Annotated in this window: 12 protein-coding genes and 2 tRNA genes; 12 read left to right on the forward strand and 2 right to left on the reverse strand. The window is 72.5% G+C overall.

Annotation, left to right across the window (positions count from 1 at the left end; translation table 11 throughout):
• Positions 1–126: 126 nt before the first annotated feature.
• The 9 genes from LQ51_RS21860 (at position 127) to LQ51_RS21900 (ending at position 8,531) form a co-directional block, all read left to right on the forward strand.
• A complete protein-coding gene (locus LQ51_RS21860) occupies positions 127–1,140 on the forward strand; it encodes a YlbL family protein (RefSeq protein ID WP_197087868.1) in 1,014 nt (337 codons plus the stop codon).
• A gap of 124 nt (positions 1,141–1,264) precedes the next feature.
• Positions 1,265–4,243 carry a UPF0182 family membrane protein gene (locus LQ51_RS21865; protein WP_197087869.1) on the forward strand — a complete coding sequence of 993 codons (2,979 nt, stop codon included), beginning with the start codon at positions 1,265–1,267 and terminating at the stop codon, positions 4,241–4,243.
• 207 nt (positions 4,244–4,450) lie between these two features.
• A complete protein-coding gene (locus tag LQ51_RS21870; RefSeq protein WP_046568560.1) occupies positions 4,451–4,960 on the forward strand; it encodes a SigE family RNA polymerase sigma factor in 510 nt (169 codons plus the stop codon).
• A complete protein-coding gene (locus LQ51_RS21875) occupies positions 4,950–5,876 on the forward strand; it encodes a hypothetical protein (RefSeq protein WP_046568561.1) in 927 nt (308 codons plus the stop codon). The genes LQ51_RS21870 and LQ51_RS21875 overlap by 11 nt, the downstream gene beginning before the upstream one ends.
• A gap of 48 nt (positions 5,877–5,924) precedes the next feature.
• Positions 5,925–5,998 (forward strand) — tRNA-Met (locus LQ51_RS21880).
• 122 nt (positions 5,999–6,120) lie between these two features.
• Positions 6,121–6,194 (forward strand) — tRNA-Met (locus LQ51_RS21885).
• 128 nt (positions 6,195–6,322) lie between these two features.
• Positions 6,323–6,922: an ArsR/SmtB family transcription factor gene (locus LQ51_RS21890; protein ID WP_046568563.1), complete on the forward strand. Its 600-nt coding sequence runs from the start codon at positions 6,323–6,325 to the stop codon at positions 6,920–6,922.
• Positions 6,919–8,238, forward strand: a complete 1,320-nt coding sequence (locus tag LQ51_RS21895; RefSeq protein ID WP_046568564.1) for an MFS transporter — start codon at positions 6,919–6,921, stop codon at positions 8,236–8,238. Before LQ51_RS21890 ends, LQ51_RS21895 begins: the two co-directional genes overlap by 4 nt.
• A 50-nt stretch (positions 8,239–8,288) precedes the next feature.
• Complete coding sequence (locus LQ51_RS21900; protein WP_046568565.1) at positions 8,289–8,531, forward strand: hypothetical protein; 243 nt, start codon at positions 8,289–8,291, stop codon at positions 8,529–8,531.
• A 151-nt stretch (positions 8,532–8,682) separates the two neighbouring features.
• On the opposite strand, the gene LQ51_RS21905 is transcribed toward LQ51_RS21900, so the two are convergent.
• Positions 8,683–10,002, reverse strand: coding sequence for an ABC transporter substrate-binding protein (locus tag LQ51_RS21905; protein WP_046568601.1), 1,320 nt, complete (start codon positions 10,000–10,002; stop codon positions 8,683–8,685).
• 136 nt (positions 10,003–10,138) lie between these two features.
• Between LQ51_RS21905 and LQ51_RS21910 the strand changes: the two genes are divergently transcribed.
• From LQ51_RS21910 to LQ51_RS21920, 3 genes are all read left to right on the forward strand, one after another.
• Positions 10,139–10,972, forward strand: coding sequence for a phosphoribosylaminoimidazolesuccinocarboxamide synthase (locus LQ51_RS21910; protein ID WP_046568566.1), 834 nt, complete (start codon positions 10,139–10,141; stop codon positions 10,970–10,972).
• A 78-nt stretch (positions 10,973–11,050) separates the two neighbouring features.
• Positions 11,051–11,833, forward strand: a complete 783-nt coding sequence (locus LQ51_RS21915) for a helix-turn-helix domain-containing protein (RefSeq protein ID WP_046568567.1) — start codon at positions 11,051–11,053, stop codon at positions 11,831–11,833.
• Positions 11,830–12,024: a DUF397 domain-containing protein gene (locus LQ51_RS21920; protein WP_046568568.1), complete on the forward strand. Its 195-nt coding sequence runs from the start codon at positions 11,830–11,832 to the stop codon at positions 12,022–12,024. The genes LQ51_RS21915 and LQ51_RS21920 overlap by 4 nt, the downstream gene beginning before the upstream one ends.
• Positions 12,025–12,214: 190 nt before the next feature.
• Here the strand turns inward: LQ51_RS21920 and LQ51_RS32265 are convergent.
• Positions 12,215–12,723: RICIN domain-containing protein (locus LQ51_RS32265; RefSeq protein WP_046568603.1), on the reverse strand; the 509-nt coding region annotated here is incomplete at its 5' end.

Below are 12,723 nucleotides of genomic sequence, written 5' to 3' on the forward strand. Positions count from 1 at the left end.
ATATCAGGCACGACGTCTACGGTACGCGCGCGGGACCGCAGGTCGTGCCCACCGCCGTTGCGCTGAGGGCGAAGCGCCGCGGTCACCGCGCCGGACATCACACCCGCTATCGGTACGCTCTGCCGCATGAGACGTCGCGGCCTGACCGTCCTGCTCGGTGCTCTGCTCACCGCCCTGCTCAGCGTCGGGGTGCTCAGCGTGCCGATCCCGTACGTGGTGCTCGGTCCCGGCCCGACGGTCAACACCCTCGGCAGTGCCGACGGCAAGGAGATCATCCAGGTCAGCGGTCGCTCGACGTCCACCTCCGCGGGCCAGCTGCGGCTCACCACGGTCGGCGTGCAGCCCACGGTCCGGCTCCGCTCGGCGCTGGCCGGCTGGTTCTCGGCCGACGAGGCGGTGGTGCCGCGCGAGCTGGTCTACCCGCCGGGCGAGTCGCAGGAGGAGGTCGAGAAGCGCAACGCCGAGGACTTCCAGAACTCGCAGACCAGCGCGGAGACGGCCGCCCTGCGGGAACTGGGCTTCCCGATCCGGGTGCTGGTGAAGGCGGTCACCCCGGGCGGGCCCTCGGCCGACGTGCTCAAACCCAACGACGTGATCACCTCGGTCGACGGTCAGCAGGTGACCAGCGCGGCCCGGCTCACCGAGCTGGTCCGGGCCAAGCCGGCCGGCACCGCGCTGACCATCGGCTACACCCGCGCCGACGCGCCGGCCACCGCCACGGTGACCACCCGGGAGCAGGACGGCCGGCCGCGCATCGGCATCGAGATCGACCAGCAGCAGCCGCACCCGTTCACCTTGAAGATCGACCTGGGGGACATCGGCGGGCCGAGCGCCGGGCTGATGTTCGCCCTGGGCATCATCGACAAGCTGGAGCCGGCCGACCTCACCGGCGGCAAGATCATCGCGGGTACCGGAACCATCGACGACGAGGGCCGGGTGGGCCCGATCGGCGGCATCGCGCAGAAGCTGGTCGGTGCCAAGGAGGCGGGGGCGAAGGTGTTCCTGGTGCCGGCCGACAACTGCGCCGAGGCGGTCCGCAACCCGCAGCCCGGCCTGCCGCTGCTCCGGGTGGCCTCGCTCGACGACGCGCTCAAGGCGCTGGAGACGCTGCGCGCCGGGGGGCAGCCGACCCGCTGCTGAGCCGGGCCGCAGCGGTCGCCGGACGATCGTGACGTGACCTTGACCCGAGGTGTTCAGGAACACCCCGTACTCTGGGTGCCTGGTCGGAGCCGATCACATCGAGCGTGCGGAGCCAACAGTGGTTATGCGGAGCAGCCCCCTGCCGAGGATGAGCCGGCGCGGACGCGTCACCATCGGGGTCCTGATCGGGGTGTTCGTGTTCTTCACCCTGCTCGGGTGGGGGGTCAACGCGTGGACCGACTGGCTCTGGTTCGACGAGGTCCGCTACACCCAGGTCTTCACCGGGGTGCTCGCCACCCGGCTGCTGCTGTTCCTGGTGATCGGCACCGGGATGGCCCTGGTCATCGCCGCGAACCTGTGGTTGGCGTACCGGCTGCGGCCGCGGCTGCGCCCGCACTCCCCGGAGCAGGCCACCCTGGAGCGGTACCGGATGCTGCTCACCCCGCGGCTCGGCACCTGGATCGCCGTGGTGTCGGTGCTCATCGGGCTCTTCGCCGGCCTCTCCGGGCAGAGCCGGTGGAGCCAGTGGCTGCTGTTCCGCAACGGCGGCAGCTTCGGCGTGAAGGATCCGGAGTTCGGCGTCGACGTCGGCTTCTACGTCTTCGACCTGCCCTTCTGGCGCTACCTGCTCGGGGTCGGGTTCACCGCGGTGGTGCTCGCCCTGCTCGGCGCGCTGGCCGTGCACTACATCTTCGGCGGGGTGCGGCTGCAGGGCGTCGGGGACCGGATGACCAACGCGGCCCGGGCCCACCTGAGCACCCTGGTCGCCGTCTTCGTCCTGCTCAAGGCCGTCGCGTACGTGCTGGACCGGCGGGCCATGCTGCTGGAGTACAACGAGGGCGCCAAGCTCTACGGCGCCGGCTACGCCGACGTGAACGCGCTGCTCCCGGCGAAGGAGATCCTGGCGTACATCTCGGTGGTGGTGGCCATCGCGATCATCGTGTTCTCCAACGCGGTGATGCGGAACCTGGTCTGGCCCGGCATCGCGCTCGCCCTGCTCGGCGTCTCCGCGGTCGCGATCGGCGGCATCTACCCGTGGGCGGTGCAGACCTTCGAGGTCAAGCCGAGCGCCCGGGACAAGGAGGCGCCGTACATCGAGCGCAGCATCAAGGCGACCCGGGCCGCGTTCGGGATCGGCGACACGAAGACCACCGGGTACGCGGCGAACAACCTCGTGCCACCGGCCAGCCTGGCCACCGACACCTCGGTGGTGCAGAACGTCCGGCTGCTCGACCCGCAGCTGGTCTCCGAGACGTACACCCAGCTCCAGCAGGTCCGCGGCTTCTACGACTTCGGCTCGAAGCTGGACATCGACCGGTACACGGTGGCCGAGAAGACCTCTGACTACGTGGTCGGGGTCCGGGAGATCAACTACGGCGAGCTGCCGAACAACAACTGGATCAACCGGCACACCGTCTACACCCACGGCTACGGCCTGGTGGGCGCGCCGGCCAACCAGGTGGTCTGCGGCGGCCAGCCCTATTTCGTCTCCGGCTTCCTCGGCGACAAGGCGCAGGAGTCGTGCTCCTCGCAGACCGAGCAGATCCCGGCCCAGCAGCCGCGGATCTACTACGGCGAGCGGATGGAGGACGACGACTACGCGATCGTCGGGCAGACCGGCGACCGCAGCGTCGAGTTCGACCGGCCCACCTCCACCGGCGGCGAGCAGTACTACACGTACACCGGTGCGGGCGGCGTGAAGATCGGCTCGTTCCCCCGCCGGCTGCTCTACGCGATCAAGGAGCAGGAGTCGAACTTCCTCCTCTCCGAGGCGGTGAACGACAACTCGAAGCTGCTCTACGTGCGCAACCCGCGCGACCGGGTGGAGAAGGTGGCGCCGTTCCTCACGCTGGACGGCGACCCGTACCCGGCGGTGGTGAACGGCCGGGTGCTGTGGATCATCGACGGCTACACCACGGCGGCGACCTACCCGTACGCCGAGCGGGTCAACCTGCAGGCCGAGACGGCCGACGAGCTGACCGGGCGGGGCACGTTCCAGCTCGCCCGGGAGAACGTCAACTACATCCGCAACTCGGTGAAGGCGACCGTCGACGCGTACGACGGCACGGTGAAGCTGTACGCGTTCGACGACGTCGACCCGGTGCTCAAGGCGTGGAACAAGGCCTTCGGCGGTGACCTGGTGCTGCCCAAGGGCGACATCCCGCCGGAGCTGGCCGAGCACTTCCGCTACCCGGTCGACCTGTTCAAGGTGCAGCGCAACCTGCTCACCAAGTTCCACGTGACCAACCCCGGCGACTTCTACTCGGGTCAGGACTTCTGGCAGGTGCCGAACGTGCCGGACGCGCCGGACAGCGGGCAGAAGCAGCCGCCGTACTACCTGTTCACCCAGTTCCCGGGGCAGGCGGAACCGCGCTTCCAGCTCACCGCGGCGGTCACCCCGAACCGGCGGCAGAACCTCGCCGCCCTGATCTCCGGGTCGTACGTCGACGGCCAGCCCCGGCTGGAGGTGCTGGAGCTGCCGGACCAGACCCGGATCTCCGGGCCGACGCAGGTGCACCAGCAGATGACCAACAACGGCGACATCCGGCAGCAGCTGAACCTGCTCTCCTCCAACCAGGCGCAGGTGCAGTACGGCAACCTGCTCTCGCTGCCCTTCGCCGACGGCATGCTCTACGTCGAGCCGGTCTACGTGAAGAGCAGCAACCAGGACGCGTACCCGCTGTTGCAGAAGGTGCTGCTCTCCTACGGTGACGGCGGCTCGTACGTGGTGCTCGCGAACAACCTCAGCGACGGCATCAAGCAGCTCGTCGAGCAGGGCAAGCGCGCGCCCAGCGGCACTCCGCCGCCGAGCTCCGGCGAGCCGAAACCGCCCACGGGTGGGGCCACCACCCCGCCGGTGCTCACCGGCGAGCTGGCCCAGGCCGCCGACCGGGTGCAGAGCGCGATCGCCGAGGTCAAGGCCGCCCAGGCGTCCGGCGACTTCGAGCGGTACGGGCGGGCGTTGAAGACGCTGGACGAGGCGATGAGCGCCTTCCAGCAGGCCCAGGCGGCGGCGAACCCGTCGTCGGGCCCGTCGCCCAGCGGCAGCCCGTCGGCCGCCCCGCCGACCTCGCCCAGCCCATCGGCGACGCCGAACGGCTGACCCGCCCCTGGCGTCGCCGAACGGCTGACCCGACCCGGCGGCGCCGAACGGCTGACGCCGAAGCTGACCACGCGAGCCCGTGGTCCGGAACCCGGAGCGGTTCCCGGACCACGGGCTCGTGTCGGCTAACGGACCGGTCGGCCGCAACCGGGTGACCCGCTCGGCCGTCAACAGGGCAGATGGACCGAGCGGGCGGAGAACCTGGCGATGAGGGACGCGAACAGCTTCGACGACTTCTACCGCAGCACGTCGGCGCGGACACTCCGGTACGGCTACGCGGTGGCCGACGACCTGGGCGAGGCGCAGGACCTCGTCCAGGAGGCGTACGCGCGGGCGTGGCGGCAGTGGGGGAAGCTCGCCGCGCACCCGGCCCCGGAGGCGTGGTTGCGGCTGGTGATCAGCCGGTTGGCCACCGACCGCTGGCGGCGGCTGCGGGGGTGGCGGCTGGCCGCCTCGCGCAGCGGGCCGCCGGCCGACGTCGGCCCACCCGGCGAGGAGACCGTGCTGCTGGTGGGGGCGCTGCGGCAGTTGCCGGCCCGGCAGCGGCAGGCGCTCGCCCTGCACTACCTGTTCGACATGCCGGTGGCGGAGATCGCCCGGGAGGCGGGCGTGCCCACCGGCACCGTGAAGTCCTGGTTGTCCCGGGGGCGGACCCGGCTGGCCGAGTTGCTGCCCGGCGTGGTCAGCGAGGAGCTGGAGGTGAACGATGTCGCGTGAACTGAGCGGTCTCTACCGGGCGCTGGCCGCCGACGCGGACGACCGGGCGCTGCCGGCACCGGATCGGCTGCGCGGCCGGGCCGACCGGCGGGCGCACCGGCGCGCCGCGCTCGGCGCGTTGACCGTTGCCGTGCTGGTCGGCGGCACCGCCGCCGGCACCCGGCTGGTGCTCACCGCCGGTCCGGACGCCCCGCCTGGCCCGCCGGTGGCCAGCCCCGACGAGGGCAGCCCGTCGCCCACCCCGCCGTCGGTCCCGCCGACGCCGGGCCGCAGCAGCCCGCCGCCGCCCGCGCGTACCCCGGACACACCGCCGAGGACGAGCACCGGACCGGCGGGCAGCAGCCCGACGAGTATCCCGGACCGGGCCTTCTTCGCCCTGGCCGCCGCCAACGACGCCGGCACCGGCAGCACCTTCGGCCCGGGGCCGGTGCTCCCGGCGCTCTGCGGCGCCACGCCGGGGGAGGCGGGCATCGTCACCCGCCGGGTCCGCACCCTGGCGTTCAAGCTGGCCACCACCCCGCAGGGGTACGTCCCGGACGGCAGCTACAAGCACAGCATCACCGTCTACCGGCCGGGGCGGGCCGACGACGCGCTGGCCGAGCTGCGCCGGGCGGTGCGGGACTGCCCGACCCGGCCGGGGACGGGGGACACCGCGGGGCTGACGTCGACCCAGCGGCTGTTGCCCGACGGCGGCTACGGCGACGAGTCGGTGCTGTTCGAGGTGCGCCGGCCCGCCACCGACTACGAGGGTGCCCCCGAGGTGCGGGAGGTGGTCCGGTTGGTCCGGGCGGTACGGGTCGGGAACGTGGTCACGGTGCTGTGGGAGCTGGGCTGGGAGGGCACGTCGAGCCCACGGTCCCAGGTCGATCAGGACAGTCGCCGGGCGGTCGACGCGATCCGGAACTGGCTGGACTGAGGCCGTTTTGCGCCCCCTGGGGTCGGTGCGCTACGGTGGACGAACCGACGCGGGGTGGAGCAGCTCGGTAGCTCGCTGGGCTCATAACCCAGAGGTCGCAGGTTCAAATCCTGTCCCCGCTACTCGTTCACGAAGGGCCCCGGAGTTCGCTCCGGGGCCCTTCGCCCTGTGGGACCGGTCGCGGACCGGATCCGGATACCCGGCTGATCTCCCCGGCGGGGATGCGATAGGCTGTGTGAGCCGACGCGGGGTGGAGCAGCTCGGTAGCTCGCTGGGCTCATAACCCAGAGGTCGCAGGTTCAAATCCTGTCCCCGCTACTCGTCAGGAAAGGCCCCGGAGATTTCTCCGGGGCCTTTCGTCGTTCCCGGGTACGTCCCGGGGTCCCCACGGACTGCCCGCCGCTGGGGGTCTTGTCGGCAAAAATCTGAGAGAGTACTTTCGAGATATGTCTCTCGGAATTCCGGACGACGGCGGGAACCCGTACGGCGATCTCGAACTCACCGATCCCACCGCGATGCGGGCCCTCTCCCACCCGGTCCGGCTGGCCATCCTGTCCCGGCTCCAGCGGTACGGCGCCGCGACCGCAACCGAACTGTCCGAGCATGTGGGGGCGTCCCCGTCGGTCACCAGCTGGCACCTGCGCCACCTGGCCCGGTTCGGCCTGGTCCGGGACAGCGCTGGCGGCGGTGACGCGCGGAAGCGGTACTGGGAGGCGAGCGCGGGCGGCTTCCGCTTCCGGTTTCCCGACGACGAGGAGGGCCAGGCCGCGAGTCGCGTCCTGCACCGGAGCATCTTCGAGCAGTCCGACGACCTGCCCCGGCGCTGGTTGGTGGAGGACGAGCCCCGCCTCGAGGCGGAGTGGCGACGCGAGGCCGGCCTGTCCAACACCACCGTCCAGCTGACCGAGGGCGAGCTGGCCGCCGTCAACGCCGCGATCGAGCAGGTCCTCGCCCCGTACGTCACCCGGAAGGCGGCGGACCAGCCGGCGGGTGCCCGTCACGTGCGCTTCCTGCGGTACGTCCTGCCCGAGGCGGAGAGCCGGTGACGGCGACGGCCGCGGAACAGGCGGGCTTGTTCCGCCAGCCGCCGTTCCGGTCCTTCTTCGCCGCGCACACGATCTCGCAGTTCGGGGACCGGATCTCCGAGCTGGCCTTCCCGTTGTTGGCGGTACTGGTGCTCGACGCCAGCCCGGGCCAGGTGTCGGTGCTGACCGCGCTGGTGTGGCTGCCGAACCTCACCGGGCTCTTCCTCGGCGCCTGGATCGACCGGCGGACAGACAAGAAACGCCTGCTGGTGGCGGCCGACCTGATCCGGGCCGCGCTGCTGGTGACGGTGCCGGTCGCCTTCGCGTTCGACGCCGGCACGATGGCCCAGCTCTACGCCGTCGCGCTGCTGACCGGCGCCGCCTCGGTGCTGTTCAACACGACCTACCCAGCCTTCTTCGTGCTGCTCGTGGAACGGCCGCGTTACCTGGCGGCCAGCGGCGCGCTGAGCGCCAGCAGATCGGCCTCCACCATCGCCGGTCCGGCCCTCGGCGGAGTGCTGGTCCAGGCGTTGACCGCGCCGGTCGCGATCCTGGTGGACGCGGTGTCGTTCCTGGTCTCCGCGCTGGGCATCGGCCGGATCCGGCCGGCTCTCCCGGCGCCGGACGGTCGGCCGGACGGCGGGCCGGCCGGGACGCTCTGGCGGCAGGCCCGGAACGGGCTGCGGTTCACCCTCGGAGACCCCGTTCTCCGCGCCGGGCTGGGTTGCGCCACGACGGTCAACTACTTCACCTTCCTGGCCGCCGCCCTGCTCGTCCTCTTCGCCAGCCGTACGCTCGGCCTGCCCTCGGGGCTGCTCGGGCTGGCGCTGGGCGTCGGCGCGGTGGGTGGCCTGCTGGGCGCGGTCATCGCCCCCCGGCTGGCCGGGCGGATCGGAGTCGGCCGCAGCATCGTGATCGGTGGCGTCGTGTTCCCGGCGTCGCTCCTCTTCGCCGCGGTCGCGGACGGTCCGCTCTGGGCGCGGGCGGGGCTGCTCGGCACGGCCGAGTTCTTCTCCGGGGTCGGGGTGATGCTGTTCGACGTCAACCTCAACGCGCTCAACGCCGCCGTGATCCCCGACGGCCTGCGCAGCCGGGTGGCCGGCGCGTACTCCACGATCAACTATGGGATCCGGCCGCTCGGCGCGCTCAGCGGTGGGGCGTTCGGCACCTGGCTCGGTCTGCGCCCCACGCTCTGGATCGCGGCACTCGGCGGCGCCCTGTGCGTGCTCTGGTTGCTGCCCTCGCCGATTCCGGGGGTGCGTTCCCTGGACGACATCGCCGTGCCGGAGCATCCTCCGGGCGCGCTGGCCGAGGCGGGCGACGGCGCGGGCCGGTGAGTGTTCGCTTCCGCCCTGCCCCGGTTGCGCTTCTCGGCGAGGATGGGGACATGTCTGCTTGGAACAAGTGGTGGGGCCGCCTCGGCGCGGTCCTCGGTGCGGTCGTGCTCTCCGTGTTCGTGCCGGTCGCGGCCTGGGCGTCCACGGGTACCGGCGAAGTGGTGGTGGAGGCCGCCCGGCGGCGCCGGGGCGGTGGCGGCCTGGGGCTGCTCTGCTGCCTGGTGGTGCTCGCGGTGATCGTGTTCCTGGTGTATCGCCTGGTGCGGAGCCGGCGGAGCGGGCCGCCGCGCTGACCCCGGCCGGGGCGGGCCGGTGGGCCCGTCCCGGCCCCGGTCGGTCCGGCGGCTCCGCGCTCGGCGAGCGCGGTGCGCCGGCCCAGCGCGATCCGGCGGTCAAGCGGCCAGCGCGGTCGGGCGAACCCGGGCGGTCAGGCGGTCAAGGCGGTCAGGCGGCCAGGGCGGCGCCCGCCTGGGCCATGAAGCGCGTGGTCGCCGCCCGGGCCCCGGAGCGTTTCGCGCGGATGCTCTCGGCGGCGGCGATGAGCAGGGCACGGACCTGGGCGTGTCCCTTGGGTGGGGGAGCGGGGGCCGGGCCCATCAGGCTGCCGAGGTCGTTGCCGAGGGTGATGACCCGTTTCGCGGCCCGGTCGGTGACGCCCTGAGCGACGTACCCGCGCACCTGCACGCTGGCGTTCAATCCGCGTTCGATGCCGAGGATCCGCCCCGCCGCCACGTTGGTGGTCAGGAAGTTGATCACGTCGGCCACCGTTGCGGCGTGCCGGGTGCCGCGGAAGGCGGCCCAGTACATCGACGCGCGGGGCCAGTGGGCGGCCGGGCTGCCCGGGACGGGCGCCATGCCCAACTCGTCGTCGGTCAGCCGTTGCAGCTCTGGGAACTGGTGCGACCAGGCGAACGACGCCGCGGTGTGCCCGGTGACCACCAGTTGGCGGTCCAGCTCGCCGGTGTCCGCCAACTCGATCAACGCGGCGCTCGGGGTGGCCCGGTCGTAGCGGGCCACCTCCCAGAACTCGAACCAGTCGAGCAGCTCGGCGGAGCCGAAGCCGAGCTGCCGCCCCTGATACAGCTCGTGGCCCTGGCCACGGAGCCAGAGCCAGAGCGCCCGGTAGTCACCCGACGGGTCCATGGTCCCGGCCACCCGGTTGTCGGCGGCGCGGGTGACCTGAGCCGCCCAGCCGGCGTACTCCTTCCAGCTCAGGCCGAGACGCGGCTCCGGCACCCCGAGCCGGTGCAGCAGCGACCGGTTGTAGACCAGCGCGGCGTTGGTCTGCGCGGCCGGCACCGCCATGGTCCGGCCGTCCACCTGGCCGTACCGGGCCAGGTTCTCCGGCAGGCCGCGCAGGTCGAGCCGGTTGTCGGCGACGTAGTCGCTGAGGTCGAGGATGATCTCCCGGTTGGTGTACTCGGTCAGCACGGTGTCGTCGATCTGGAACAGGTCCGGTGGGTTACCGCCGGTGCCCTGGACGGCCAGCCGGTCGTAGTAGCCGGCCAGGCCCTGCCAGGTGATCCGGAACCGGACCCGGGGGTTCTGCTGCGAGTAGAGGCGCAGCGCCTGCTCGGTGGCCTCGGCCCGCCGGGCCCCGCCCCACCAGAACACCGAGAGCTCGACCGGCCCGTCGTCGGCGCGGCTCGCCGCCTCCGGCTGGCAGCCGGCCAGTCCGCCGCCGAGCAGCGGCAGGCCGGCGACGGCACCGAGGAGCCGCCGCCGGTCGAGGCCGGGGCGGGGCGCGGAACGGGGTACGCGCACGGGATGCTCCTGGGGCGCGGGCGGCGGCTGCGGACGGACCATTTACACAGGAGCCGGGGGAGGGTGTCAACGCCGGCGGTGGGAGGGCCTGGTGGCCGGGCCGGGAGCCGGTGCGGCCCATGGTGTACTAGGCGCCGTGGAACTTCTGCACTCCGGCAAGGTACGGGACGTGTACGCCGACGGCGACGAGCTGATCCTGGTGGCCACCGACCGCATCTCCATCTACGACGTGCCGCTGCCGACCCCGATCCCGGACAAGGGCCGCCTGCTCACCGCCCTGTCGCTGTGGTGGTTCGAGCAGCTTGCCGACCTGGTGCCGAACCACGTGATCTCCGCCACCGACGTGCCCGAGGAGTTCGCCGGCCGGGCCATCCGCTGCCGGCGGCTGGACATGGTCCCGATCGAGTGCGTGGCCCGGGGCTACCTGACCGGCGGCGGCTTCGCGGAGTACCAGCGCACCGGTTCGGTCTCCGGCGTGCCGCTGCCCCGTGGTCTGGTGGAGGCGTCGATCCTGCCGAAGCCGATCTTCACCCCGTCGACCAAGGCGATGGGTGGCGAGCACGACGAGCCGATCAGCTACGACCAGGTGGTCGACAAGGTGGGCGCGGAGACCGCGGAGCGGCTCCGGCAGATCACCCTCGACGTCTACCGGCGCGGCGCGGAGATCGCCGCCGACCGGGGCATCCTGATCGCCGACACCAAGATCGAGCTGGGCTGGGCGCCGGACGGCACGCTGATCCTCGCCGACGAGGTGCTCACCTCCGACTCGTCCCGGTTCTGGCCGGCGGAGTCGTACCAGCCGGGCCGCGCCCAGTTCTCCTACGACAAGCAGTACGTGCGCGACTGGGCCACCGGGAGCGGCTGGGACAAGCAGCCGCCCGCCCCCGAGGTGCCGGCCGAGGTGGTCGAGGCGACCCGGGCCCGCTACGTCGAGGTGTACGAGAAGCTCACCGGCAACCGCTGGGACTGAGCGCCCGCCCTGCTGGACCCGGCGGCCGTCACCGTCGAGGATGGTCCCGTCACCCTTCGTGGAGCACGGGACGGTCGGATGAACGGCGACATGTGGATCAAAGCGCTCAAGGCGGCCCGGGCGGGCGCGGGCGTCTCACAGGAGGCCCTCGCGGAGCTGATCAGGTGGAGCCCGTCCACCATCGCGGCGATCGAGACCGGACGGCGCCGCCCCACCCCGCAGTTCGCCGAGGCCGCCGACGCGGCGTTGGGCACCGGTGGGCTGCTGGCCGAGCTGCAGGCGGTCGCGGCCCGGCAGGAGTCACCGGCCTGGTTCGCGCCGTGGCGGGGCATCGAGGCCGAGGCGGTCGCCCTCCGGACGTCCGAACCGGCGCTGGTTCCCGGCCTGCTCCAGACCGAGGCGTACGCGCACGCGGTGCTCCGCGCGCAGGGCACGCACACCCCGGAGCAGGTGACCCAGCTCGTCGCCGGGCGGCTGGCCCGGCAGGAGCTGCTGACCGGCCCGGCCCCGAAGCGGTTCACCGCGGTCGTCGACGAGACCGCGCTGCGCCGGGTGGTCGGGGACCGCGACGTCCAGCGGGCCCAGCTGGAGCGGCTGGTCGAGCTGGCCGCCCTGCCGCACGTCCGGCTCCTGGTGGTGCCCGCGGGCGTCGGCGCGCATCCCGGGTTGGCCGGCGGCTTCGTGCTGGCCACCCTCGCCGACGGGGACGAGGTGGCCTACGTGGACGGTGTCTTCGGCCAGATCGTCGACCGGCCGGACGCCGTGGATACCATCAGGACGATGTGGGACGCCCTGCTGAGCGAGGCGCTGCCGGCGCGGGTGTCCGTCGAGCTGATCGGGAAGCTGGTGAGCGAGCTGTGAACACCGCCCCCACCCCGCGCTGGCGCGTGTCGAGCCGGTCCGGCAACGGCGGCAACACCTGCGTCGAGGTGGCCGACAACCTGCCCGACCGGGTGCTGGTGCGGGACTCCACGGACCGCGACGGCGGCACCCTGGCCTTCGCCCCGGCCACCTGGCGGGCCTTCGTCGCCGGGGTCAAGGCCGCCGGCTGAGCCGGGTTGCCACCCGGCGTTCCGTCGCCGCCATGGCAGGAGTTGCGCATCGCCGAGACGATCCAGCGCGGCCCGGTGGCGGACGACGACGGGACCGGACCGCGGCGGTAGGACACGCGGCGCGGCCGGCCCCGGGCACGGCGACGCGGTGTGGCGGCACCTGCCGCCACACCGCGCCCGCCGTGGCGGATCAGCTCAGGCTGAACCGCTGGTTGGCCTGGCCGTTGCAGTCATAGATCTGGACCTGCTGGCCGTTGTTGGTGCCCCAGACGTCCAGGCACCGCCCGGACTGGACACCGGTGATGGTGCCGTTGGAGTTGACGTTCCACTGCTGGTTGGACTGGCCGTTGCAGCTGTAGATCTGCACGGCCGAGCCGTTGCCGGAGCCGGCGGCGTCCAGGCACATGCTCCCGTAGACGGTCAGCTGCTTGCTGGACGTGTACGTCCACTGCTGGTTGGTCAGCCCGTGGCAGTCGTAGAGCTGCACCCGGGTGCCGTTGCTCTGCGACGAGTTGGGCACGTCGATGCAGCGGCCGGACTGGGCGCCGACGATCCGCTTCGCGCCGCCCGGGTTGCTGGTGGGCGAGGACGTCGGCGAGGACGTCGGCGAGGAGGTGACGCCACCGGTCGGGCTGGTGGTCGGGCTGGTGGTGGGGCCGGCGCTGTTGAGGACGTTGAGGACGGAGTTGTAGGCGGCCT

This window comes from Micromonospora sp. HK10 (assembly GCF_000982955.1).
Taxonomy (GTDB): Bacteria; Actinomycetota; Actinomycetes; order Mycobacteriales; family Micromonosporaceae; genus Micromonospora.